This is a genomic window from Bradyrhizobium sp. JHI2711, assembly GCF_056156565.1.
On record NZ_JBPZPT010000003.1, the window covers coordinates 139,852 to 162,342 of the forward strand.

The window sequence follows — 22,491 nt, forward strand, 5'->3', positions numbered from 1 at the left end:
CATGCTCCGGATACGCTCCTTTCTTCCTCCCCTGCTCTTCACCATCGCCTATGCCGCGCTGTCGCTCGGCGTCACCAATTCCTATTACCAGCTGATCCTGACGCTGGTGCCGGTGTGGGCGGTGTTCGGCCTGTCCTGGAACCTGCTTAGCGGCTACACCGGACTGATCTCGTTCGGCCATGCCGCCTTCTTCGGCATTGGCGCCTATGCCACCGCGCTTGGCCAGATCTATTTCGACATATCGCCCTGGCTGCTGATCCCCATCGCCGCCGTGCTCGGCGGCATCGCCGGGCTGCTGATCGGATTTCCCACCTTCCGCCTCCAGGGCCACTATTTCGCCCTGGCGATGCTCGCCTACCCGCTTGCCATCCTCTACGTGTTCGAGTGGCTCGGCTTCCAGGAGGTGACGCTTCCGATCAAGCGCGACGCGCCGGTCGCCTACATGCAATTCGCCGATCCGCGCATCTACACGCTGCTGGGACTCGCAATCATGCTTGCCACCATCGTGCTGACGCAATTCATCGAGCGCTCCCGCTTCGGCATGGCACTGCTCGCAATCAAGCAGAACGAGGCCGCCGCCGAGGCAGCCGGGATCAATACGCTCGCCTGGAAGCTGCGCACGATCACGCTTAGCGGGGCCATTGCCGCGGCGATCGGCGGCTTTTACGCGCAGGTGTTGTTGGTCGTGACGCCGCAATCGGTGTTCGGCATGCTGGTGTCGGCCCAGGCGCTGACGGTCGCGATGTTCGGCGGCGTCGGCACGGTCTGGGGGCCGGTGATCGGCTCGGTGATCCTGATCCCGCTCGCCGAGATACTGCATGCCGAAGCCGGCGCGCGCTTCCCCGGCATCCAGGGCGTGATCTTCGGCTTCGCCATCGTCTGCGTCATCCTGCTGGCCCCGGAAGGCCTGTTCTGGAAGCTGCGCGATCTCCTGCGCAAACGGATCGCGCCTAAGGCGCCTGCCTCCGACCTGCCCGAAACATCGGCTGCCAACGTCACCACGCTGAAGCCCGCACCGCGACAGCGGGCTGCCACCGGGGAAGTCATGCTCGAAGTCAAGAACCTGTCGCGGTCCTTCGGCGGCCTCAAGGCCGTGCAGGATGTCAGCTTCAAGCTGCACCAGAACGAGATCCTCGGCATCATCGGCCCCAATGGCGCCGGCAAGACCACGCTGTTCAATCTCCTCAACGGCTTCCTGAAACCGAGCGAGGGCGAGGTCTTGATCGATGGCCGCAACATGTCCGGCCAACGGCCGCACGTGATCTGCGAGGCCGGCATCGGCCGCACCTTCCAGGTGATGCGACCATTCCTGCGCATGTCGATCCTCGACAATGTCGTGGTCGGTGCCTATGTGCGCGCGCGGTCCGACGACGAAGCCCGCAAGCTTGCCGCCGATGCAGTTGCCCGTGTCGGGCTCTCTGCCGTCGCCGACCGTGTCGCCGGCGAGCTTTCGACCAAGGAGCTGCGGCTGATGGAGCTTGCCCGCGCGATCGCCGGCCAGCCACGCATCCTGCTGCTCGACGAGACCCTCGCGGGCCTCGGCCACGGCGAGGCGGACGAGGTCGTCGCCGTGATCCAGCAGCTCGCGCGCGACGGCATGACCATCGCGATCATCGAGCACACGATGCAGGCGATGGTCCGGCTGGTCGACAGGTTCGTCGTACTCGACCACGGCGCCGTCATCACCGAAGGCCTGCCGGAAGTGGTGACGCGCGACAACCGGGTGATCGAGGCCTATCTCGGCAAGAAATGGGTGGGCCATGCTGCGAATTGAGGGATTGAGCGCGGGCTATTCCGCCAAACCCGTGCTGAACGACATCTCGATCAATGTCGGCGCCGGCCAGTTCGTCGCCATCGTCGGGCCAAACGGCGCCGGCAAGACCACGCTGTTCAAGACCATCTCCGGCATCGTCAAGCCGAGCGGCGGGGCCATCACCTTCGACGGCGTCGACCTCCTCGCAGTGCCGCCGCCACAGCGCGCCCATCTCGGCATCGCCCACGTCCCCGAGGGCCGCCAAGTCTTCCCGTCACTGACCGTGATGGAGAATCTGGAGATGGGTGCGATGACGGAGAGCGGTCGACGCGACTGGCAGAGCAACATCGAGCGCATCTTCGAATGGCTTCCGGTGCTGAAGGAGCGTCGCAGCCAGTTCGCGGGCACGATGTCAGGCGGCCAGCAGCAGATGCTCGCGATCGGCCGCGGCCTCGCCTCCTCGCCGAAACTCTTGATGCTGGACGAACCCTCGATGGGGCTGGCGCCCTCAACCGCCGACTTCATCTTCGATCGGCTGATCGAGATTCGCCGCCAGTCCGGGCTGACCATGCTGCTGGTCGAGCAGCGCGTGGCGGAAGCGCTGGAATCCGCGGACCACGGCTACGTCCTCGAAGCCGGCCATGTCGTGCTCGAAGGCAACAACGACACGCTGCGCGCCGACGACCGCGTGCGCAAGGCCTATCTCGGCATGTGACAACCATAAAAAGACCAGGGAGCAAACAAAATGAACAAGACATCGGAGGGACTCTCGCGACGGACCGTGCTGTCCGGCGCCGCCGCCGTGGGCCTTGCCGGCGTGGCACGCGCGCAGACACCGGCCGAGATCAAGGTCGGGCTGATCGTGCCGCTGTCGGGCATCTACACCCGCCCCGGCCAGGTGATGAAGATGGGCGCCGAGATGGGTATCGAGCACATCAACGCGCAGGGCGGCATCAAGGCGCTCGGCGGCGCCAAGCTGAAGCTCGTCGTGATCGATTGCGGCGACACCACCGAGAAGGCCAAGAACGCGGCGCAACGCATGGTGGCGCAGGAGCCGGATCTCGTCGCGGCCACCGGCGCCTATCTGTCGTCCTTCACGCTGGCGGTCACCGAGGTGACCGAGCGTGCCGAGCTGCCGGTGCTGACGCTGTCCTATTCGGACCTTCTGACCGACCGCGGTTTCAAATACATCTTCCAGACCGCCGCGACCGCGAGCCGCCAGTCCGAGCTCGGCTTGCCGACTCTGATGAAGCTCGCGGAGAACGCCTCGGGCAAGAAGCCGAAGACGGTCGCGATGTTGATGGACAACACCGCGACTTCGGTTGCCACGGCCAAGGCTCTGAAGGAGAAGCTGTTCGCACAGGAAGGCCTCCAGCTCGTCGTCGAGGAAGTCTGGACCCCGCCGCTGTCGGATGCGACGCCGCTGATCCAGAAAGTCCGCTCGGCCAAGCCCGATCTGCTGCTGTTCATGCCGAATGCGGTGTCGGACGCCAAGCTGGGGCTCGAGAAGATCAGCGAGTTCGGCCTTGGCCAGGGCAAGATCCCGACCGTGTCCTTCAGCATCACCATCGCCGAGCCGGACATGCTCCAGAGCGTGAGCCCGGAGACAGTGCAGGGCATCATGACCATCGTCGCCAATTGGGGCTCGAAAGGTCACGAGGCGCTGATCGCCGAGCTCAAGGCGAAATACAAGGAGCCCTGGATGACGCAGAACGTCATCTCGACCTATGGCGACATGTGGCTGATGAAGGAAGCGTTGGAAAAGGCCGGTAAGGCCGACCGCAATGCGGTCGCGCAGGCCTTCCGCACCATGGATGCCGGACCATCGAAATACTATCCCGGCGGACAGCTCAAGTTCGACGAGAAGGGCCGCAGGGTCGGCGCTGGCGTCGTCATCGTGCAATGGCAATCGGGCGTGCCAGTCACCGTCTATCCGCCCGAGCTCGCGCAGGCGCAGCCGTTCTGGCCGAAGAAATAGCATCGCACGCTTTTCAGGGAGGAGGATTGTCATGAGAACAACGAGCAAGATCAGGATCACCCGTCGAACACTGCTTGCGGGCGCGTCGGGCACGCTGATCGCATCCCGTGCCTGGGCCCAGCAGCCATCTGAGGTGAAAGTCGGCCTGTTGGTGCCGATCTCCGGCATCTACGCCCGTCCTGGAACGGTGATGCGGCAGGGCGCCGAGATGGCGGTCGAGCACATCAACGCGCAAGGCGGAGTCAAGGCGCTCGGCGGCGCCAAGCTGAAGCTCGTGGTGCTCGATTCCGGCGACACAACTGAGAAGGCCAAGAACGCCGCCCAGCGTATGGTGGCGCAGGAGAGCGACCTGGTCGCAGCAAGCGGCGCCTACCTGTCATCCTTCACGCTCGCGGTCACCGAGGTCACGGAACGCGCCAACTTGCCCGTCCTCACCCTCTCCTATTCCGACCTGATCACGGATCGCGGCTTCAAATACGTGTTCCAGACCTCGGCCACGGCAGGCTCACAGGCCCGTCAGGCCTTGCCGCAAATCATCAAGCTGGCCGAGACGGCATCGGGCAAGCGGCCGAAGACGGTCGCGATCCTCACCGACAACACGGCCGCGTCGATCGCCTCGGCGAAATCGATGCGCGAGGGCCTGCTGGCAGAGAACCAGCTGCAGCTGATCGTAGACGAGACCTTCACGCCGCCGCTGGCGGACGCGACGTCGCTGGTTCAGAAGATTCGCTCGGCCAAGCCCGACCTGCTCTTCTTCCTGCCGACGGTGATCTCCGACGCCAAGCTGCTGCTCGAGAAGATGAACGAGTTCGGCCTCGGCCAGGGCAAGGTGCCGACCATCTCGTTCGGCATCGCCATCGCCGAGCCTGACATGCTGCAGACCGTGAGCCCGGAACTGCTCCAGGGAGTCCTGACCTGCGTTGCGAGCTGGGGCGCCAAGGGCCACGAGGCGCTGATCGCCGAGTTGAAGACCCGCTACAAGGAGCCGTGGATGACGCAGAATGCGATCTCCACCTATGGCGACATGTGGGTGATCAAGGACGCGCTGGAGAAGGCCGGCAAGGCCGACCGCGTCGCCGTCGGCGAAGCGCTGCGCACCATGGATGCGGGTCCCTCGAAATATTACCCGCTGGGCGAGATCAAGTTCGACCAGAAAGGCCGCCGCGTCGGCGCCGGCATGACCATCGTGCAGTGGCAATCCGGCGTGCCGGTGACGGTGTTCCCGCCTGAGCTTGCGCTGGCGAAGCCGTTCTGGCCCAAGACCTGATACCGCTCGAAAGCGAAACGGAGAACAGAATGGACAAGGCGACCTACGACCGCGGCCTCGAAATCCGCAAGAGCGTGCTCGGCAGCGAGTTTGTCGACAAGGCGATCGCGTCAGCCGACGAGTTCAACCGCCCGCTGCAGGATCTGACCACCGAGTATTGCTGGGGTTACGTCTGGGGCCGCGAAGGGCTGACGCGAAAGACGCGCAGCTTCCTCAATCTGGCGATGCTCTGCGCGCTCAACCGTCCGCACGAACTGAAGACCCACGTCCGCGGCGCCCTCGCCAATGGCGCGACCAAAGAGGAGATCCGCGAGGTCTTCATGCAGGTCGCGATCTATTGCGGCGTGCCGGCCGGCGTGGACGCGTTCCGCAACGCGAAGGAAGTCTTCGCCGAGCTCGACAAGAAATAAGGGCGGGCGGGCTGCGATGAAGGGCAAATGGGCACTCGTGACCGGCGCGACCGCAGGCCTTGGCCTCGCCATCGCGGAAGGCCTGGCCGGCGCGGGCTGCAACATTGTCCTGCACGACCTCGTTGCGCCGAAGCAGCCCGCGGACGACCTCAGCGCCCGCTTCGGCGTCGAGGTCATCCCCGCCGCTGCCGATCTGTCCGGGCGCGACGACATCGAGAGCATGATGGTCGGCCTGCTCGACCGCTGCGGAGCCATCGACATCCTTGTCAACAACGCCGTTGTCAGGCATTTCTCGACGATCGAGCAGTTTCCACCCGATCGCTGGGACCAGGCGCTCGCTGTTAATCTGTCGGCGCCGTTCCACCTGATCCGCCTTGCGCTGCCCGCGATGAAGCAGCGCGGCTGGGGCCGGATCATCAATATCGGCTCGATCTATTCGAGCCGCGCGGTCGAAGATCGCATCGACTACGTCACGACCAAAGCGGCAATTCTGGGAATGACCCGCGCGGTGGCCATCGAGACCGCCCGCAGCGGAATCACCTGCAACGCGCTCTGCCCGGGTACGCTGCCGACGCCGGCGATCCTGAACAAGATCGCGACGATGGCAGCGAATAGCGGACGCCCCGTCGATGACGTGACCCGCGAATATCTTGGCGAGCGCCAGCCGACGCAGCGCTTCGTCGAAATGGATGCGGTCGCCGCCATGGTCATCTTTCTCTGCGGCACCGCGGCAAATGACATCACCGGCGCCAGCCTGCCCATCGACGGCGGCTGGTCAATCGCATGAGAGCATTGGAATGGGAGTGCTGAGATGACCGAACAACCAGGCCAGACCGTCGTCCTGACCGGCGCTGCCGGCGGCATGGGACGCGCCATCACCAAGGCGCTGCTGGACAGCGGCCGCCGCGTCGTGCTGGTCGATCGTGACGCCAAGGCGCTTCAGCAGCTGGCGGCCACCGTCGGCGACAAGGTGTTTCCGATTCAGCTCGACGTCAGCGATGCAAAGGCCGTGGACCGCCTGCCGGAGTCCCTTCCGGCGCATTTCAAGCCGGTCGATGTTCTCATCAACAATGCAGGCCATGACATCGGCGGGCGGACGCGTTTCGACGTCGGCTCCGCGGATGACTGGTCCAGCATCATCCAGACCAACTTGATCGGCCTGATGCGCGTCACCCGCGCAATCCTCCCCGACATGGTCAAGCGCAACGCCGGCCATATCGTCAACGTCAGCTCCATCAACGCCGTCCGTATAATCCCGGATATGGCGGCCTACAGCACCAGCAAGGCGGGCGTGCACATGTTCACCGAGACCCTCCGGGGCGAACTGGCGGAAACCGCGATCCGGGTCACCGAGCTCCAGCCCGGCCTGACCAGGACCAACATCATCCTGACCCGCTACCGCGGCGACAAGCAGAAGGAAAAGGACTATTTCGACCAGTTCAGGATGGCGCTCGAGCCGGCCGACATCGCCCGCTCGATCGTGTTCGCCCTGGATCAGCCCGCCCACGTTCAAATTGCCGAAATGATGATTCTGCCTGTAAACCGGTATTGAATCATTCCAACCAAGGCCCGGACATGGAAAGACGCCGCGAATTGCAGTCGACACTCCGCATCGATGACGTACCGACCGTCCGAGCGATGGTGGCGCAAAAGCTGCGCGAGGCGATCATGTCCGGCACGTTGAAACCGGGCCAGCGCCTGGTCGAGCGCGAGCTCTGCGAGATGATGGGCGTCAGCCGCCCCTCGATCCGGGAAGCGCTACGCGCCCTCGAGGCCGACGGGCTGGTCAATACGGTCCCTCACCGCGGCCCCGTGGTCTCCACGATCAGCCTGGAGGAGGCCCGGCAGCTCTACGCCGCCCGCGCGGTGCTCGAAGGCTTCGCCGGCCGTGAATGCGCCAGGCTTCACGACCCGGAAGTGGCTCGCCGGATCGGGGAAGCCCTGACCCGGCTGAAGGCAGCCGCAGCCAAGCAGGACCTCGTCGGATGCCTGGAAGCCAAGACCGACTTTTACGCTGCTCTGATCGGTGGCTGCCGCAACGCGTTCATCGAGCGCATGCTCAAGCCGCTGCATGACCGAATCCAGCTGTTGCGGATCACCTCGATGTCGCAGCCGAAGCGGATCAACAAGAGTTTGCGCGAGGTTACCGCGATCTGGCGCGCGATCCAGAACGGCGATGCGGACCTCGCCGAGCGCTGCTGCGTCGACCACATCAATGCGGCTGCGGTGGCCGCGCTCGACATGATAGAAAAATCGTCGGCAGCCAAGGAGGCGGCGCCTTCCGACGACTAAAACATTGCCGCCAGGGAGTGTTCGATGACGTATCTCGTACGATCGCTGATCCTGCTTGTCCTGCTCTATCCCTGCCGCGCAGCCATTGCGGAAGACTACCCCACCCGCCCGGTCACGATGATCGTGCCGTTCTCAGCTGGTGGTCCCGGCGACGTGATCGCACGCATCCTCGGCGGCGCCATGAGTACGACGCTGAAACAGTCGATCGTGATCGAAAACGTCGTCGGCGCCGGCGGCACGCTCGGCACCAACCGTGTCGCCAAGGCGGCCCCCGACGGCTACACGCTGCTGCTGATGCATGTCGGCCAGGCCACCGCGCCGGCCCTCTACGCCAAGCTGCCGTTCGATCCGGTCGGCGATTTCGCCCCGATCGGGCTCGTCACCGACGTCCCGATGATCCTCGTGGCGCGGCCGAACTTTCCTGCCAAGGATCTCAACGAGCTCATTGCGCGGATCCGCAATGCCGGCGACAAGATCACCTTCGGCAATGTCGGTCTCGGCTCGGCCTCACAGCTCTGCGGCTTGATGTTCATGAGCACCACCGATACCAAGCTCACCCCGATCTACTACAAGGGCGGCGGCCCAGCGCTGAACGACGTCATCGCCGGCCACATCGACGTTTATTGCGACCCTGCAACCGGGCCGACGCCTTATATTCAGTCGAACACGATCAAGGGCTACGCGATCACGAGCAAGAAGCGGGTCGCAACGCTGCCGAACGTGCCGACCTCGGCCGAGGCCGGCCTTCCCGCGTTCGACGTGACGACCTGGTATGGCCTCTACGCCCCGCGCGGCACGCCGAAGCCCGTAGTCGACCAACTCGTCGGCGCGCTGCAGACCGCGCTGAAGGATGCCGCCCTGATCAATCGGTTTGGTGAGCTCAGCATGTCCCCGGTTGAACCCGAACGCGCGACGCCGGAAGCCCTTGAAGCCTTTCTCAAGGCTGAGATCGGCAAATGGGAAAGGATCATCAAGGCAGCCGGCATCGAGCCGAAATAGGTTAGCTAGAGCGGATCGACCCCGTTGCTAGCTGTAGAAGATGCCTCCGTCGACGTTGAGGGCTTGGCCGGTCACAAACGCAGAATCGTCAGACGCAAAGAACGCAACGGGCCCGACGACGTCCTCCGGCTGCCCGAGCCGGTGCAGGTCCGTGACCTTCTCGAAATAGGCGACACGCTCGGGATCGCGGAGATTGTTCATCCCCATCTCCGTCACGATGATGCCCGGGCATACGGCATTGACCGTGATGCCGTAGCCGCCGAACTCCATGGACGACACCCGGGTGAAGCCGACCACCGCCGACTTCGATGCAGCATAGTGGGACTGTCCCGGACCGCCCGTTCGAGCGGCGAGCGAGGCGATGTTGACGATCCGCCCGTATTTGCGCTCCTTCATATGTGGCACCACGGCCTGGGTCATCTGGAAGACGCCGCGCGTGTTGACGGCGAAGGTCTGATCCCATGTCTCGGTCGTCAGCTCGTCGATCGTCGCCAGCCTGAGGATGCCCGCATTGTTGACGAGGACATCGACGTGCCCGAGACCCTGGACGGCTTCAGCCACCGCACGCCTGCAATCGCCGATATCGCTGACGTCGCCCAGCACCGGGATGCAGCGGCCGCCAAGCTTGCCGACCTCGGCGACGGTCTCGAGCAGAACCTTCTCCTGGGCCGCGATGTCGGTCAGCGCGAGATCGTAGCCTCGCCTTGCAAGCCCAATGGCTATTGCACGGCCAATGCCGCGGCTTGCTCCCGTCACGATCGCATGTCGGGCCATGTTGCGTTCTCCCCTGTTATTTCCAATGAATGTTGGTTCTTTACCGGCGTTGAAAAGATCAGGCGCGAGCCGGCTTGCGGACTGGCAAGGTGTTCATGGCCTTCACGGTTTCCTCGAAGGATACGAGATTGGCGCCCGAACCCAGCCCCGTCGCGACGATCGCGGCCGTCGCGGTCGCGAGCTTGGCGCAGTCGAGCAGGTCCCAGTCGCGAGCCAGCCCCGCGATGAAGCCGCCCGTATAGGAATCGCCGCATCCCGACGTATCGCGAACGGCAACGTCGAACGCCGGCACCGTGAACTGGCGCCCGTCGCGGGTCATCACGAAGGAACCATCGGCGCCGAGAGAGATGGCGCAGGCCCCTGCTCCCTTGTCGATGAAGAACCGGGCGCATGCGGCGGGATCGTCGGTTCCCACCATGGCGTTGGTCTCGTCGATGCTCGGCATGAAGAAGTCAACGTAAGGCAGCAGAGGCTCGACCAGCGCCAGCGTCTCACGCCGCGCCTGGATGAGATCGAGCGTCGTCGTGCAACCAGCGGCTTTCGCGTCCTGAAGCAATGCGACGGAAGGCGCTCCATCCATCGCAAGCAGAGAGCCGACCCCGCCGAGATGGAGAATTTTGCTCCGGCATGCGGCTACTTGCGTTTCGGGCGCGATCCGCCATCGGGCTGAGGCGCCCCTCGCATGCATGACCGGACGCGAGCCGTCGGGCCGGATCGGCAAAATCGTTGCAGAGGTTGGAGCGCCGGTCATTCGCTCCATCAGAGCGATATCGATGCCTTCGCGCTCCAGCGCGTTCAGCATCCAATCAGCCTTCTCGTCGGAGCCGACGGCACCAACCGCGAGCGCCTTCAAGCCGAGCCGCGCGCAAGGAACGACCGTTCCGCCGGCCGTGCCGGCGACCGCGAGCCGGATTTCCTCGATCAACAACCGGCCACCTCCGGGTGGGATCTCGGTAACGGGGACCCCGAGAATATCCAGGATGTAAGTGCCGCAGACGCTGACGTCGTGAGTGTAGGCCATGAGTTCTCGCAAGGCAGGGGATTATTCGTGATCTAGCTCGACAGCTGGGTAATCTTGGGCGCGCCCTCGCTATCGCGCAGGCCGTAATGCCCCCATCGCTTCAGGATGCTGTCGATCTCCTCGTCCGGTAGCAGCGGAGGAGAGCCAAGTTGAAGACAGCCGTGATACTGCTTGGCGAGCACCTCGACCTCCACCGCGAGCCACAAGGCTTTGCGCAGGTTGGGACCGATGGCGATCAGCCCGTGATGTGCGAGGAGGCAGGCGCGGCGATAGCGAAGCGCGTTCAGGGCCGCCTGCGACAGTTCGGCCGTACCATATTGCGCATAGGGCGCGCAGGGGATGTCGTTGCCGCCGGCCGCGGCAATCATGTAGTGAATCGCAGGGATCGAGCGATTCATGATCGCGATGATGGTGCAAAAGACCGGATGGGCGTGAACGACGGCGCCAACCTCCGGCTTCGACTTGAGGATGTCGAGGTGAAAACGCCATTCGGTCGACGGAACATTGCCGGCCGATGCAGTCCATGAGCCGTCCCACTTCATGGCCACGATGTCTTCGGGCTTCATGCGGTCGTAGGGAAGACCGGACGGCGTCAGGAGGATGCCGTCGTCGGCTCGAACGCTGATGTTTCCGGACGTTCCCTGGTTGATGCCTTGCGCCGCCATCTCGCGGCACGCGTCGATGATGGATTGACGAAGTTCGAGCTCTGCTTCGCGGCCGATCATACCTTGCTTCCACCCTGGTTCATGCACTTGCTCCGAGCTGGACCTGACGGTCGACCAACAGCCAGGTGGCTCGCGCGGTCGCCAGCACCTCCTGCTCGGCATCGAGCAAAGCACTCTCGGCAAACAACTTGCGGCCTTCCCGCCCGGTCGGCCACGCCACCACCGCACATCGATCTCCGGGACGCGGCCGGCGTTCGATCCGTGCGGCCATGCGTCCGAGCAGGACCGTCTCGTCGCCATTCAATCCGAGATGGCGGGCGCCCACACTGCAATAGCCGGTCGGGCAATCGAGAGCGGCCCAGACGAATTCGGGCGCGACATGGCCGTCCGCACCGGACAGGCTCCCATGAGGTACCCAGGAGGCCGCGAACACGACGGGCTTGCCCGGGACAGCGCCCGCCTGCAGCGGGCCTGCGAAGATGCGCAGACCATCGCCGTGACCACGCGCGGGGCCACAGACAAAGCAAGTCGGAAGGTTATGGGTCTGCTCTTCGTAGGGTGTTCGGCCGGCCGCCTCTTCGGCCGCCTCGTAGCTTACCCTGGGAACGTCCGGCACATCGATGTCTGTTGCACGCACCGTCGCGAGCAGCTTGCCGTTCTCGCGCAACTCGATCCCGCCGTCGGCCCCCGTCAACACGTCGAGCGACCGCTCCAGCGGCGGCGGGGCGCGCAACGTCACTTCGGCGTCTCCACTGACGTGCCTTGCGAGACATCCGCATACATAACCGCCGTTGCCGGAGCTGGGTGGGCCCCGGAAGCGCCTGTCGATGACCAGCGATACCATTGCAGCTCTCGTTCGCGGCGTTTAGCGTCCCATCGCGAAGAACTCGTCGTTCGGACGCATGCTGGTGACGTTGGCGAGGCGGTTCGACATGCCGAAGAATGCAGCGATGGCTGCGATGTCCCAGACGTCCTCCTCGGTGAATCCATGTCCCTTGAGATCCACGAGGTCGGAATCGTCCACCTCATAGGCGCGCACCGAGACCTTCATCGCGAAATCGAGCATCGCCCTTTGCCGCGCGGTGATATCGGCCTTGCGGTAGTTGACGGCGACCTGGTCCGCAATCAGCGGATTCTTCGCGCGCACGCGCAAGATGGCGCCGTGCGCGACCACGCAGTACTGGCATTGGTTGGCGCTGCTGGTCGCGACGACGATCATCTCGCGCTCGGCCTTGGTGATCGGCCCGGGCTTGTCCATGAGAGCGTCGTGATAGGCGAAGAACGCCCGGAACTCGTCCGGACGATGCGCGAGTGTCAGGAAGACGTTCGGGACGAATCCAGACTTCTCCTGAACGGCCTCGATCCGTGCGCGGATATCCTCCGGCAGCGTCGCGATATCGGGAACGGGAAAGCGGCTGATCGCGGTTGCAGACATGTTCCAAGCTCCTGTTAGACTGCCGCAAGCGCGACGAGCGTTTCCTGATAGGCCTCGAACGCATCGCGCCGATCGGCGGCGTAGGGCTCGACCCGCACCAGGCAGGTATGGGCCGAGCAGCCCTGGCCGAATTCAGACGTGCCGATGTCGAGCGTGAGCACGTTCGGATTGCCGGCGACCTCGAGGCCGCTATTGCCGGTCGGTGTGAACCAGGCGCCGGTCGGGAGCACAAGCACGCACCGGCGGACCTCGTCGCTGACCTCAGCAGTCGCAAGGCATTCCCCGCGGTCGTTCCAGATGCGGATCGTCTGGCCGTCGACGATGCCGAGAGCAGCCGCGTCGTCAGGATGAAGACGGGCCTGTTCACGGCCATTGCGTTTCATGACGCGGCTCGATGGGCCGGTTTCAAGCTGGCTGTGAAGACGACCAGCCGGCTGATGCGAGATGAGGTGCATTTGGCCAGCTTCTGCAGTGCCGAGCCATTCGGCGGGCTCGATCCAGGCAGGATGCGAGCGGCAGTCGGGATAGTCGAGCCTGGCAAGCATCTCGCTGCCGAGTACGATCTTTCCGCTTTCGGTGTTGAGCGGGTGTTCCTCGGGCTCGTTGCGGAAGTCGGCCAGGAACGTGTGGTCTGCCTTGACCGGGCAGTGGGCATAGCCGGATTCCCAGAACGCATCGAACTCCGGCATGGCGAAACCAAAGCGCTTCGAAGCGTCGTCCCGGCAGGCTTCGTAGAGATGCCGGACCCAACCCATTTCGTCGCGGCCTTCGTTGAAGCGCTCGGCCACACCGAGCTTGCCTGCAATCGCGTTGAAGATATCGAAGTCGGAGCGGGCTTCGCCCAGCGGCTCGATGGCCTTCTTCATGGCCAGGATGAAGTCGGAGCGCCTGTTGCCGGCAAGATCGTTACGCTCGATCGACGTGGTTGCCGGCAGCACGATGTCGGCCCGTTGGGCTGTCGCGGTGAACATCGGGTCCTGCACGATGATCGTTTCGGGCCTCGTCCAGGCTTCCGACAGGCGGTTGAGATCCTGATGATGGTGGTAAGGATTGCCGCCCGCCCAATAGACCAGCCTCGTATCCGGATAGGAGCGGATCTCGCCTTCATAGCTGAATGGCCGACCGGGATTGAGCAGCATGTCGCTGATGCGCGCCACCGGGATGAAGCTGTCGATCGGCCTCTTCAGCTGTGAAATGGCTGGAGACTTGCCGAGATTGAGCGGGGCCCCGACACCTCCCAGCGAAGCATAGCCGTAGCCGACACCGCCGCCCGGCAGCCCGATCTGGCCGATTATCGAGGCAAGTCCGAGCGCCGCCCAGAACGGCTGTTCGCCGTGATGGGCACGCTGCAGACTCCAGCTCACCGTCAACATGCTCCGCGTGTCGACCAGGCGCCTTGCGAGCTCGGCAATCTGGCCTGCACCGAGCCCGCAGATGCCGGCGGCCCACAAGGCGTCCTTTCGTCCGCCATCCGCCTTGCCTTCGAGATAGCGAAGAAGACGATCCGCGCCGCTGGTGCAGCGCGCAAGGAAATCCGTGTCGTGCCGGCCGGCCTTCACGATCTCGCCGGCGAGGCCGAGCATCAGCGCAGTGTCGGCGTTAGGCCGGATCGGCCACCATTCGGCATCGACCCAGTCCGGCAGATCGTCCTTCAGCGGTGAGACGTGGATGACCTTGACGCCACGCTCGACGATTTTCCTGAGATAAGTCTCGAGGCGGTGGCTGCCAATTCCTCCGGCCTCGTTTTGCGCGGTTCGTGGCGACAGAGCGCCGAACACCACCAGCGTCTCGGTGTGCTGCGCGATCGTGTCGAGCGTATCGGCGCGGCCGCCACACGCGTCGTCGTTGCCCAGCGTGTGGCGCAGGATCACCGGACCCGCCGCGATGGAATAGGTATCGACGTGCCGGGTGAAGCCGCCAACCAGATTGAGCATGCGCTTCAGAAGCGAAGAGGCATGATGCAGGCGCCCCGAATTCGTCCAACCATAGGAGCCCGCAAAGATCGATGCGTTCCCGAACGCGTCGGCGACGCGGCGCACTTCGTCGGCAACCAGCGTCGTCGCCTCGTCCCAGCTGACCGGAACGAACTTCTCTCGGCCACGCCCGCGGCGATCGCTCTTTTCGCGCTTGTCCAGCCAGCCGGAACGGACCATCGGCCGCAGCACGCGCCGCTCGGGATTTGCCCATTCGGCAATAGAATGGATGATCGGGGACGGCGCCGGATCGTGCTGGAACGGCTCGATGCCCACGATGCGATTATCCTCGACGAGGATCGTGTACGCACCCCAATGGCTGCAATGCGGGATCCGTTTGATCCTGCTCATGCGTCCACCGCTCCAAGTTCGCGCCGCATCTGCGCGGCGAATTCGGGATAGGTCTCGGCGAGTTCGTCGAACACGCGGCCGCGGAGCAGATCGAGTGTCGATCGATCGGGCAGCGCGGTCTGCCGCGGCTCGGCTTCATGCTCGAATCGAAAGCCGGTCGCTTGCTTGATCTCCGCAAGATCGTGCCCGGGGTGAACACTCTCCAGCTCGAACCCCGGCCGCGTCTTGTCGAATCGAAAGAGTCCCTTGCCGGTCAAGAGAGCCACGGGGCCGCCGCTCCGGAAGACTCCCTCGGGACTGACGCCGGGGGCACTGATGAAGTCGACCTTCTCGACGAAGACGCGCGGCGTATGCTCCTCGCGGAACAGGATGACCCGCGGCACGACGAAATAGAGATAGGCCGACCCGAACGAGCCGGGCCAGCGCACGCTGGAGCGCGGATAGTCACCGGTGCCGACGAGGTTCACGTTGCCAAGGCCGTCGATCTGGCCGCCGCCGAGGAAGAACGCGTCGATCCGGCCCTGACCTGCACAATCGAACAGCTCCGCCGAACCGTTGGTGAAGAAATTATGCTCGACAGAACCGAGGATGGAGATGCGTGGACCAACGGCGCCACGCGCCTCCTTCATTGCACGCAGCAGCATCGCGCCGGCGGCAGGAATCGGAGAGGAGGCGCCTACGGCAACATGCCTGACGCCATCGAGCAGCCGCGCGATCGTGCAAATCAGCACTTCGCGAGGGAGAACGTCCGACATCACGCGGGCTCCATCTGCGCCTGCGCCATATAGGCCGAGAAGCCATCGGCCGTTCGCGCGGCCTTCGCATAACGCGCGATCTCCGCGCTATCGGCGGGATACTCGCCCCATAAACCGTATGGCCATGCGCCCTTCGGTGCGCGCGCGACTGCCGTGACGTAGAGTGCCGGCAGCACGCCGGCCGCGCTCATCTCGTCGGCGAGCAGATTTTCCTCGACGATGCGCTCCACCGTGACGAGAACTGTCTGCGAAGCGTAGGCCATTGCGGCAAGCTCGCGGCGTCGCCCGATCCAGACATTGCCGAAGCGATCAGCCATCGGCACATGGAAGATCGTGACGTCGGGCTTGATGGCGGGAATCAGCACGATCGGATCGCCTCCATCCGCCAGCGGATTGTCGACGACACGCCAATCGTCGCGGTGGCGCAGCAGATCCGTTCCGATCAGCCCGCGAAGGGGCATGAAGGGGCTGCCCTTCTGCGCCGCCATCAGGCCCGCATGGATGGCAGGACAGGTCGCGTCCTTCAGTCGAACCGCGCCTTCCTTGACCGCCGCGTTGAACCGGGGCGCTCCACCTGCTTCGCCCAGCGAGGCCGCACTGGTCTCCACCGTCCGGACCAGACCTGCGCCGACAAGCTGGTCGAGCTGCAATCCGCCGGTTGGCACGCAGACCAGATCGAGATCGCCCGCGCCATGCTCGATCATTGGACGCGTCATGGCCATGGAGACGCCGGCGTAATCGACGGGCAGCGCGACGCGCATGCCCGGCTCGATGTGCTTCGCCATGACGCGAGGCTCGCTCAACACCTTCATCCTCCCGGCTTTGTTCTATATTGTAGAACGCAATTCCAAATTATGTTAGGCGGATTTGGACGATGCTGTCAATCTGGCTTCGCCGGCGGAGCCTTCATTTCCAGGACTTTCGCGCGCAGCCGGCCGCAGCAGCGCACCTTTGCGCCGCGATCAGGCGGCGCGACTTGACAAGACGACGCGCTGCTCCAACAATAATTGGAATGACGTTCTATAATATAGAACATACTGGGAGGATAGAATGGGCGAGCCTTCGGCTCAGCGTGCGATGCGCTCTGGCGATGCGAACGTTCGGACATTGCCGACCGGCCGCCTCCGGGACCGCGACGCGTTCGGATCGAGCATTGCCGTCCGTGAAGCGGTGAAAGCTTACGGCAACTTTCATGCGGTCGACCGGATCAGCATCGACATCGAGCCCGGCGAGTTCATCACGCTTCTTGGCCCATCCGGCAGCGGAAAAACGACGCTGCTCAACCTTGTCGCCGGATTCCAGAGCCTCGACAGCGGCGAGATCCTCGTCGACGGCAAGCCGGTCCACAACGTACCCACGCACAAGCGCGGCTTCGGCATGGTGTTCCAGAGCTACGCGCTGTTTCCGAACATGACGGTCAGCCAGAACGTCGCGTTTCCGCTTCGGATGGCGGGGGTCGACCGGGCGACTGCGGAGCGGCGCGTCGCCGAAACGCTGGAGATCATGCGGCTGACGGAGCATGCGACGAAGTCTCCCTCGCAAATGTCGGGTGGACAGCAGCAGCGCGTCGCGATTGCCCGCGCCATCGTCAGGAAGCCCAAGGTCGTGCTGATGGACGAGCCCCTCAGCGCCCTCGACCGGCGGTTGCGCGAGCAGATCCAGATCGAGATCCGCGACCTTCACCAGACCATCGGCAGCACGATCCTGTTCGTCACCCATGACCAGGGCGAAGCCCTGACGATGAGCGATCGCATCGCGGTACTCAACGCCGGCAAGATCGTTCAGATCGGCCGCCCCCTGGACATCTACCGGCATCCGACAGATCGCTTCGTCGCCTCGTTCGTCGGCGAGAGCAATCTGATCGAGGCCGAGATCCTGCAGAAGCGCGGATCGACACTGACGATGAAGAACCGTGCAGGATACGTGTTCAGCGCCGAAAGCCGGGACACGATCGACGTCGGACGCGCAACTGTGCTCGTGCGTCCGGAACGCATCGCCGTGTCGAACGAGCCGGCTGCGAATTCCACGCCCGTCAGCGTCACGTCTGCCATCTTCCTCGGCGAGATCCTGCGGATCGAGGCGCAAATGGAGGGCGGAGATCCGCTCCTGATCCGCTGCACCGACATGGCCGACCGGCCGCTGCCGGCCGTCGGCGATCGTCTGCACGTGAGCTGGGGCGCCGCGGACTGCTGGGTGCTTGCATGACCGCGGCATCGATCGGCGCCCAGGCAGGCCGTCCTGCGGATCTCGATCTCGTCAGGAGGTTGAAGGATCCGGCGCTGCTGCTCCTGCCCGCGCTCGCGTTTCTGGCCTTCATCTATCTGCTCCCGCTGATCGATCTCATCCGCATCAGCGTGAGCGGGCCGTCGTGGTCGACCTATTTCGAGCGGGTATTCGCCATACCGCTCTATTGGGATTCGCTCGTCCGCACGATGCAGATCTCGGTCACCGTCGCCGGACTGTGCCTGCTGTTCGGATATCCGACGGCGCTGCTCATTCACCGCAGCCGCGGCATGACCCAGGCCCTGATCGCGACCGCGATCGTGCTGCCCTATTTCATCGCCATCCTGATCCGAACCTACGCCTGGATGGTCCTGCTCGGCCGCAACGGGCCGGTCAACAAGCTGCTGGTTTCGGTCGGAATATTGAGCGAGCCGGTGCAGCTCCTCTTCAATCGCGGCACGGTGCTTCTCGGCATGACCGCGGTGCTTCTGCCGCTGATGGTGCTGACGATCTATTCCAGCGTGGCGCGCCTCGATCAAAGCCTGACGCGCGCGGCGCTGGCCAGCGGCGCCGGGCCCATTGCGGCGTTCTGGCGCGTGTTGCTGCCGCTGACCCTACCCGGGATGGGCGCCGGCTTCCTGCTGGTCTTCGTCGCAGCGATCGGGTTCTTCATTACGCCCACGCTGCTCGGGGGACCCGGCGACCAGATGTTTGCCATGCATATCACGCAGCAGGCGGACTCGGTCACATCGGAGGGATTCCTGCAGGCCTTGGGCGTGGTGCTGCTGACGATCACGCTGGCGGTGGTCGCGGTGGCCGGACGCTTCCTCGGCTTCGAGTTCATTTGGGGCGGCCGCAAGCTGACCGAGGCCGCACCGACGACGACTAACCGCTACGCCGCCGATGACGGCCGCCGTAGTTTCGGCGCCTCAGCTGCCGACTTGATAGGCTGGCCGCTTCTGAGACTTTTCGGGCGGCTGCCGGCGAGCTTCGGGACCTGGACAGTTCGCCTTCTGGGCGGACTGGTCATTACCGTTCTCATCCTGCCGATCATCGTGGTGATGATCATTTCCTTCAGCAGCGCAAGCTATCTGACCTTCCCGCCGCCGGGCTTCTCATTTCGCTGGTATGAGCAGTTCTTCTCCGATTCGAACTGGATGCGGGCGTTCTGGACATCCTTGGTCGTCGCGGCGATGTCGGCCGGAATCGCGATCGTGCTGGGCGCGTCGGCCGCCCTCGGCATCGTCAGGAGCAGCATTCGCGGCAAGTCCACCATCATGCTGCTGCTCGTAAGTCCGATCATCGTGCCTCCGGTCGTGCTCGGCCTGTCGCTCTACAGCCTGTTCCTGCGTTTCGACCTGGTCGGCTCCGTCTTCGGCCTTGCCGCGGCGCATGCGATCGGCGGCCTTCCGCTCGTCGTGGTGATCCTGTCCGCATCGCTTCAAGGCGTCGATACCAGGCTCGAACAGGCAGCTTCCGTCCATGGCGCATCGTCCCTGACCGTGTTCCGCCTGGTGACGCTGCCGGCCATCATGCCGGGCCTCGCTGCCGCGACATTCTTCGCCTTCCTGCACTCGTTCGACGAGCTGGTGCTGACGCTGTTCCTGTCGAGCGCGGAGCTGAAGACGCTCCCGCTCATGCTGTGGGGCGACATCAATTACCGGCTCAATCCGGTGCTGGCCGTGGTCTCGACGCTGGAGGTGCTGCTGGTGGTCGCAGGGCTCGTCTTTGCACGGCCCGTTCTCGCCACGTCGCGGAAGGCAACGTGACACAGATCAATTTCAACTGGAGGAAAGAGAAAATGCTGGGAATGAAACGCTGGCGACTGTCGGTTTCCGTATTGGCCTCGGCCCTGTGCATCGCGATGGGGACGGGCCTGGCTCAGGCTCAGAGCAACGTCGTGATCATGCAGGACCCGGGCGGCGGATATGGCGATGCATTGCGCAAGGTCATGTACGATCCGTTCGAGAAGGCGACCGGCATCAAGGTGGTCACCGTCCAGGAGGCGCGTAGCGGCCCACGCATCAAGGCTCAGGCCGAGGCCGGCAAAGCTCAATGGGACCTGACGTTCATCTTCGACCAGGAGACCAAGCTGCTCGGCGACTGTTGTCTCGCCGACATCGACTATTCCAAGCTGTCCGACGCGGCCAAGCAGACGCTGGCGGCCATGCCGGACAATCTGAAGCGCAAGAAGGGCGTGGCGCTGCAGGTGATCGGCGTCGGCCTCGTCTACAACAAGGACAAGTACAAGGGCGAGAACGTGCCGACCAGCTGGGCCGACTTTTGGGACGTGAAGAAATTCCCTGGCCGGCGCTGCATGCCCGCCTGGCCGCGTTTCGTCTTCGAGGCGGCGCTGATGGCCGACGGCGTAGAGAAGAGCAAGCTCTACCCGATCGACATGGAGCGGGCGCTGAAGAAGGTCAAGGAGATCAAGCCACACATTGCCAAATGGTGGACGACATCCGCACAGCCGCCGCAGCTCCTGCTCGACGGCGAGGCCGACATGTGCATGGCCTACACCGGTTCGATGAGCAAGCTCGCGCTGGAGGGCGCCCCGATCGAGCTGACTTTCAATCAGGGCTTCATCTACTACGACTTCTTCTCGATTCCCAAGGGAGCGCCGAACTACGACAACGCGCTGAAACTGCTGTCCTGGCGGCTCGAGCCCAAGCGCGCGGCGCAGCTCACCTCGACCTTCCCGGTCGCCCTTCCCTCCCAGGTCGTGTTCGAGGCCGCAACCGACAAGAAGCTCGCGCGCTACTGGGCCAACAACCCGGACAACGTCTCGAAAGCGATCGAATGGAGCCCGGATTATTGGGGCGCGACTTCGCCGGCTGGAAATTCCACCAATGAAGAGTACGGGCAGGAGAAGCTCAACGCCTTGCTGGCCCAGTAAGCAGGCTGATCAGCCCCGATCCGAAAGGATCGGGGTTAATTCCACACCCGGGCTATTGCCGTTCGCGCGGCCATGCTAGATCGAGTGAAATATCATTCTATTTTGGCTGGTGGATGGATAAGGCTTTTACCAAGGGACTGCGTCTCCTGGAAGCACTTGCTCTGAGCGAGCAGCCCCGCGGCGTCACTGACCTCGCGAGCGAGCTGAAGCTCACCAAGAGCAACGTGCATCGGCTGCTGATGACTTTGCAGTCTCAAGGCTATGTGCGCCAGATCCCCCCGCACAGCACCTACGAGCTCACGACCAAGATCTGGGCGCTCGGCAGCCATGTCATCCATCGGATGGATCTCATCAACGTCGCGCGACCGGCAATGACGAAGCTTGCCGAGATCACCGGCGAAACCATTCACCTGTCGGTGCTCGAGGACACCGACGTGGTCTACGTCGACAAGATCGAAAGCGCTCACCATATCCGTGCCCATACAAGCGTGGGCATGCGCGCACCCGCTTTCACCATGGCGACAGGCAAAGCGATGCTCGCACATATGCCTGATGACTACCTGGAACGGTTCCGTCCGCATCTGAGGCGCTACACGGAAACGACGCGAACGACGATCGAGGAGCTGCGGGAGGACATCGAGCTGGCACGCGCGCAGGGCTACTCCTCCGTGCTGCACGGCGAGTGGCGCGAAGGCATCGCGGCCTGCGCTTGTGCCATCCTCGGTCGTTCCGGCGAACTCGTGGGAGCGATTGGCATGTCCGGGCCCGACAGCCGCATCAAGCGCAAGCAGATAAAAGAATATTCGGTTCACGTGATGGAGGCAGCCCGAACCATCGGCGCTGCCCTCGGTTATTCCAGTAGGCCGGCGGCATATCCAGCAATGCGAGGCGGTCCTAGACAGTCACATCAATCACGACGAGCCACCTGATCTTTCCAGGACGGCGTTGGTGCCGGGCAACGGAAGCAGCCGCTGCTCGTCCATCGCGGACTTCAGATCGAGGTCCGCACCCGTATACCCGGCCAGGAAGTGGGCATCCCCCGCTCACTCGCAAAAGCCGAGGGCGACAACGGCATCGGCTTCACGGACGCGCTTGATTCGCTCGACCGCGCCCGCGCCGCCGATCGCAGCGGCGACATCGACGCGTGCAGCCGGGAGATCGCACGCGCGCGGGCCGTCCTGAGATAGCAAATGCCGCTCAAGGGTCGAAGGCAAGGCGATGCGCGCAACGCGGTCGTGCAGCCGTGGGAGCAGGACGTGCGTTCTGGAAATACCCGCCCGAGCGCAGGTTTCTAATGTCAATGCAATCAGGTGGAGCCTTCTCCATGCATAAACAGCACTCATCGAACAATAGGCCACACACGGGCCGGGATCGCGCCGAGCCTTCTTGATGAATTTCAGTGCGATGCTTGTTGCGTCTTGCACCTGCCGCTAGGGGTTCGATCTGCGTCCGACTTCAGCATCCGGGCGGCAGCACCGGCGACACGCCGGGCGTTGGTGCTGCGCCTGAAGCGTTCGCCGGCAGCACAGTCGCAGGCGAGCCGAGATTGATCGAGACGCCTTCCATGCAAGCCGAGCTGTTCGGGCTGGGCACAACCGCAGCGTTCGGGTCTATACCCGTCCCACCGGCACCACTGGCTTCCGCCTGAATCGTACCAGGTGCGGGGCTTGTAGCCACTTGCGGGATCGACAATGGCAGG

The 22,491-nt window shown here is 64.0% G+C and carries 22 protein-coding genes; 13 read left to right on the forward strand and 9 right to left on the reverse strand.

Translation table 11 applies throughout. From position 1 onward, the window contains the following. Position 1 precedes the first annotated feature (1 nt). From ACTEK7_RS22890 to ACTEK7_RS22930, 9 genes are read left to right on the forward strand one after another with little or no spacing between them, the layout of a single operon-like run. Positions 2-1,774 carry a branched-chain amino acid ABC transporter ATP-binding protein/permease gene (locus ACTEK7_RS22890; RefSeq protein ID WP_225147729.1) on the forward strand — a complete coding sequence of 591 codons (1,773 nt, stop codon included), beginning with the start codon at positions 2-4 and terminating at the stop codon, positions 1,772-1,774. Continuing rightward, the gene (locus ACTEK7_RS22895; protein WP_036011537.1) at positions 1,761-2,468 is read left to right on the forward strand and encodes an ABC transporter ATP-binding protein; all 708 of its coding nucleotides are present in this window, start codon (positions 1,761-1,763) and stop codon (positions 2,466-2,468) included. The genes ACTEK7_RS22890 and ACTEK7_RS22895 overlap by 14 nt, the downstream gene beginning before the upstream one ends. Before the next feature lie 30 nt (positions 2,469-2,498). Next, a complete protein-coding gene (locus tag ACTEK7_RS22900) occupies positions 2,499-3,731 on the forward strand; it encodes an ABC transporter substrate-binding protein (RefSeq protein ID WP_036026676.1) in 1,233 nt (410 codons plus the stop codon). 31 nt (positions 3,732-3,762) lie between these two features. Next, positions 3,763-4,998, forward strand: coding sequence for an ABC transporter substrate-binding protein (locus tag ACTEK7_RS22905; protein ID WP_225147730.1), 1,236 nt, complete (start codon positions 3,763-3,765; stop codon positions 4,996-4,998). 29 nt (positions 4,999-5,027) lie between these two features. Next, on the forward strand, positions 5,028-5,408 hold the full coding sequence (locus ACTEK7_RS22910) for a carboxymuconolactone decarboxylase family protein (RefSeq protein ID WP_225147731.1): 381 nt from the start codon (positions 5,028-5,030) through the stop codon (positions 5,406-5,408). A gap of 16 nt (positions 5,409-5,424) precedes the next feature. Beyond that, a complete protein-coding gene (locus tag ACTEK7_RS22915) occupies positions 5,425-6,195 on the forward strand; it encodes an SDR family oxidoreductase (protein ID WP_225147732.1) in 771 nt (256 codons plus the stop codon). 24 nt (positions 6,196-6,219) lie between these two features. Next, entirely contained in the window at positions 6,220-6,960 is a 741-nt protein-coding gene (locus tag ACTEK7_RS22920) for an SDR family oxidoreductase (RefSeq protein ID WP_225147733.1), read from the forward strand. Between the two features lie 23 nt (positions 6,961-6,983). Continuing rightward, positions 6,984-7,700 carry a GntR family transcriptional regulator gene (locus ACTEK7_RS22925; RefSeq protein ID WP_050991723.1) on the forward strand — a complete coding sequence of 239 codons (717 nt, stop codon included), beginning with the start codon at positions 6,984-6,986 and terminating at the stop codon, positions 7,698-7,700. 24 nt (positions 7,701-7,724) lie between these two features. Further along, positions 7,725-8,699, forward strand: a complete 975-nt coding sequence (locus ACTEK7_RS22930; protein ID WP_225147734.1) for a tripartite tricarboxylate transporter substrate-binding protein — start codon at positions 7,725-7,727, stop codon at positions 8,697-8,699. Positions 8,700-8,726: 27 nt separating this feature from the next. Here ACTEK7_RS22930 and ACTEK7_RS22935 read toward each other — a convergent pair whose 3' ends face one another. The 8 genes from ACTEK7_RS22935 to ACTEK7_RS22970 form a co-directional block, all read right to left on the reverse strand. Next, positions 8,727-9,473 carry an SDR family NAD(P)-dependent oxidoreductase gene (locus ACTEK7_RS22935; protein WP_057026125.1) on the reverse strand — a complete coding sequence of 249 codons (747 nt, stop codon included), beginning with the start codon at positions 9,471-9,473 and terminating at the stop codon, positions 8,727-8,729. A gap of 58 nt (positions 9,474-9,531) precedes the next feature. Beyond that, a complete protein-coding gene (locus ACTEK7_RS22940; protein WP_225147735.1) occupies positions 9,532-10,494 on the reverse strand; it encodes a carbohydrate kinase family protein in 963 nt (320 codons plus the stop codon). Positions 10,495-10,526: 32 nt separating this feature from the next. Then, complete coding sequence (locus ACTEK7_RS22945) at positions 10,527-11,219, reverse strand: L-fuculose-phosphate aldolase (protein WP_225147736.1); 693 nt, start codon at positions 11,217-11,219, stop codon at positions 10,527-10,529. Positions 11,220-11,238: 19 nt separating this feature from the next. Beyond that, positions 11,239-11,898: a hypothetical protein gene (locus ACTEK7_RS22950; RefSeq protein WP_345944110.1), complete on the reverse strand. Its 660-nt coding sequence runs from the start codon at positions 11,896-11,898 to the stop codon at positions 11,239-11,241. Positions 11,899-12,024: 126 nt separating this feature from the next. Further along, positions 12,025-12,594, reverse strand: a complete 570-nt coding sequence (locus ACTEK7_RS22955) for a peroxidase-related enzyme (protein WP_036026687.1) — start codon at positions 12,592-12,594, stop codon at positions 12,025-12,027. Between the two features lie 14 nt (positions 12,595-12,608). Then, the gene (locus ACTEK7_RS22960) at positions 12,609-14,918 is read right to left on the reverse strand and encodes a molybdopterin-dependent oxidoreductase (RefSeq protein ID WP_225147738.1); all 2,310 of its coding nucleotides are present in this window, start codon (positions 14,916-14,918) and stop codon (positions 12,609-12,611) included. Further along, positions 14,915-15,673, reverse strand: a complete 759-nt coding sequence (locus ACTEK7_RS22965) for a CoA transferase (protein WP_036026691.1) — start codon at positions 15,671-15,673, stop codon at positions 14,915-14,917. The genes ACTEK7_RS22960 and ACTEK7_RS22965 overlap by 4 nt, the downstream gene beginning before the upstream one ends. After that, positions 15,673-16,485, reverse strand: coding sequence for a CoA transferase subunit A (locus ACTEK7_RS22970; RefSeq protein ID WP_225147739.1), 813 nt, complete (start codon positions 16,483-16,485; stop codon positions 15,673-15,675). Before ACTEK7_RS22970 ends, ACTEK7_RS22965 begins: the two co-directional genes overlap by 1 nt. A gap of 238 nt (positions 16,486-16,723) precedes the next feature. On the opposite strand from ACTEK7_RS22970, the gene ACTEK7_RS22975 reads away from it, so the two are divergent. From ACTEK7_RS22975 to ACTEK7_RS22990, 4 genes are all read left to right on the forward strand, one after another. Beyond that, positions 16,724-17,878: an ABC transporter ATP-binding protein gene (locus ACTEK7_RS22975; protein ID WP_225124506.1), complete on the forward strand. Its 1,155-nt coding sequence runs from the start codon at positions 16,724-16,726 to the stop codon at positions 17,876-17,878. Beyond that, positions 17,875-19,665, forward strand: coding sequence for an ABC transporter permease subunit (locus ACTEK7_RS22980; protein WP_225147740.1), 1,791 nt, complete (start codon positions 17,875-17,877; stop codon positions 19,663-19,665). The genes ACTEK7_RS22975 and ACTEK7_RS22980 overlap by 4 nt, the downstream gene beginning before the upstream one ends. A 32-nt stretch (positions 19,666-19,697) precedes the next feature. Beyond that, positions 19,698-20,792: an extracellular solute-binding protein gene (locus tag ACTEK7_RS22985; RefSeq protein WP_057026117.1), complete on the forward strand. Its 1,095-nt coding sequence runs from the start codon at positions 19,698-19,700 to the stop codon at positions 20,790-20,792. 113 nt (positions 20,793-20,905) lie between these two features. Further along, positions 20,906-21,721 carry an IclR family transcriptional regulator gene (locus ACTEK7_RS22990; protein ID WP_036011591.1) on the forward strand — a complete coding sequence of 272 codons (816 nt, stop codon included), beginning with the start codon at positions 20,906-20,908 and terminating at the stop codon, positions 21,719-21,721. Between the two features lie 114 nt (positions 21,722-21,835). Here the strand turns inward: ACTEK7_RS22990 and ACTEK7_RS22995 are convergent, their stop codons facing one another. Continuing rightward, complete coding sequence (locus ACTEK7_RS22995; protein WP_225147741.1) at positions 21,836-22,216, reverse strand: hypothetical protein; 381 nt, start codon at positions 22,214-22,216, stop codon at positions 21,836-21,838. Positions 22,217-22,491: the final 275 nt, after the last annotated feature.

Excerpts from the sequence above, each read along its gene's own strand:
- ACTEK7_RS22890 (WP_225147729.1), top strand. The coding sequence starts at position 2 with ATGCTCCGGATACGCTCCTTTCTTCCTCCCCTGCTCTTCACCATCGCC.
- ACTEK7_RS22895 (WP_036011537.1), top strand. The coding sequence starts at position 1,761 with ATGCTGCGAATTGAGGGATTGAGCGCGGGCTATTCCGCCAAACCCGTG.
- ACTEK7_RS22900 (WP_036026676.1), top strand. The coding sequence starts at position 2,499 with ATGAACAAGACATCGGAGGGACTCTCGCGACGGACCGTGCTGTCCGGC.
- ACTEK7_RS22905 (WP_225147730.1), top strand. The coding sequence starts at position 3,763 with ATGAGAACAACGAGCAAGATCAGGATCACCCGTCGAACACTGCTTGCG.
- ACTEK7_RS22910 (WP_225147731.1), top strand. The coding sequence starts at position 5,028 with ATGGACAAGGCGACCTACGACCGCGGCCTCGAAATCCGCAAGAGCGTG.
- ACTEK7_RS22915 (WP_225147732.1), top strand. The coding sequence starts at position 5,425 with ATGAAGGGCAAATGGGCACTCGTGACCGGCGCGACCGCAGGCCTTGGC.
- ACTEK7_RS22920 (WP_225147733.1), top strand. The coding sequence starts at position 6,220 with ATGACCGAACAACCAGGCCAGACCGTCGTCCTGACCGGCGCTGCCGGC.
- ACTEK7_RS22925 (WP_050991723.1), top strand. The coding sequence starts at position 6,984 with ATGGAAAGACGCCGCGAATTGCAGTCGACACTCCGCATCGATGACGTA.
- ACTEK7_RS22930 (WP_225147734.1), top strand. The coding sequence starts at position 7,725 with ATGACGTATCTCGTACGATCGCTGATCCTGCTTGTCCTGCTCTATCCC.
- ACTEK7_RS22935 (WP_057026125.1), bottom strand. The coding sequence starts at position 9,473 with ATGGCCCGACATGCGATCGTGACGGGAGCAAGCCGCGGCATTGGCCGT.
- ACTEK7_RS22940 (WP_225147735.1), bottom strand. The coding sequence starts at position 10,494 with ATGGCCTACACTCACGACGTCAGCGTCTGCGGCACTTACATCCTGGAT.
- ACTEK7_RS22945 (WP_225147736.1), bottom strand. The coding sequence starts at position 11,219 with ATGATCGGCCGCGAAGCAGAGCTCGAACTTCGTCAATCCATCATCGAC.
- ACTEK7_RS22955 (WP_036026687.1), bottom strand. The coding sequence starts at position 12,594 with ATGTCTGCAACCGCGATCAGCCGCTTTCCCGTTCCCGATATCGCGACG.
- ACTEK7_RS22960 (WP_225147738.1), bottom strand. The coding sequence starts at position 14,918 with ATGAGCAGGATCAAACGGATCCCGCATTGCAGCCATTGGGGTGCGTAC.
- ACTEK7_RS22965 (WP_036026691.1), bottom strand. The coding sequence starts at position 15,673 with ATGTCGGACGTTCTCCCTCGCGAAGTGCTGATTTGCACGATCGCGCGG.
- ACTEK7_RS22970 (WP_225147739.1), bottom strand. The coding sequence starts at position 16,485 with ATGAAGGTGTTGAGCGAGCCTCGCGTCATGGCGAAGCACATCGAGCCG.
- ACTEK7_RS22975 (WP_225124506.1), top strand. The coding sequence starts at position 16,724 with ATGGGCGAGCCTTCGGCTCAGCGTGCGATGCGCTCTGGCGATGCGAAC.
- ACTEK7_RS22980 (WP_225147740.1), top strand. The coding sequence starts at position 17,875 with ATGACCGCGGCATCGATCGGCGCCCAGGCAGGCCGTCCTGCGGATCTC.
- ACTEK7_RS22985 (WP_057026117.1), top strand. The coding sequence starts at position 19,698 with ATGCTGGGAATGAAACGCTGGCGACTGTCGGTTTCCGTATTGGCCTCG.
- ACTEK7_RS22990 (WP_036011591.1), top strand. The coding sequence starts at position 20,906 with ATGGATAAGGCTTTTACCAAGGGACTGCGTCTCCTGGAAGCACTTGCT.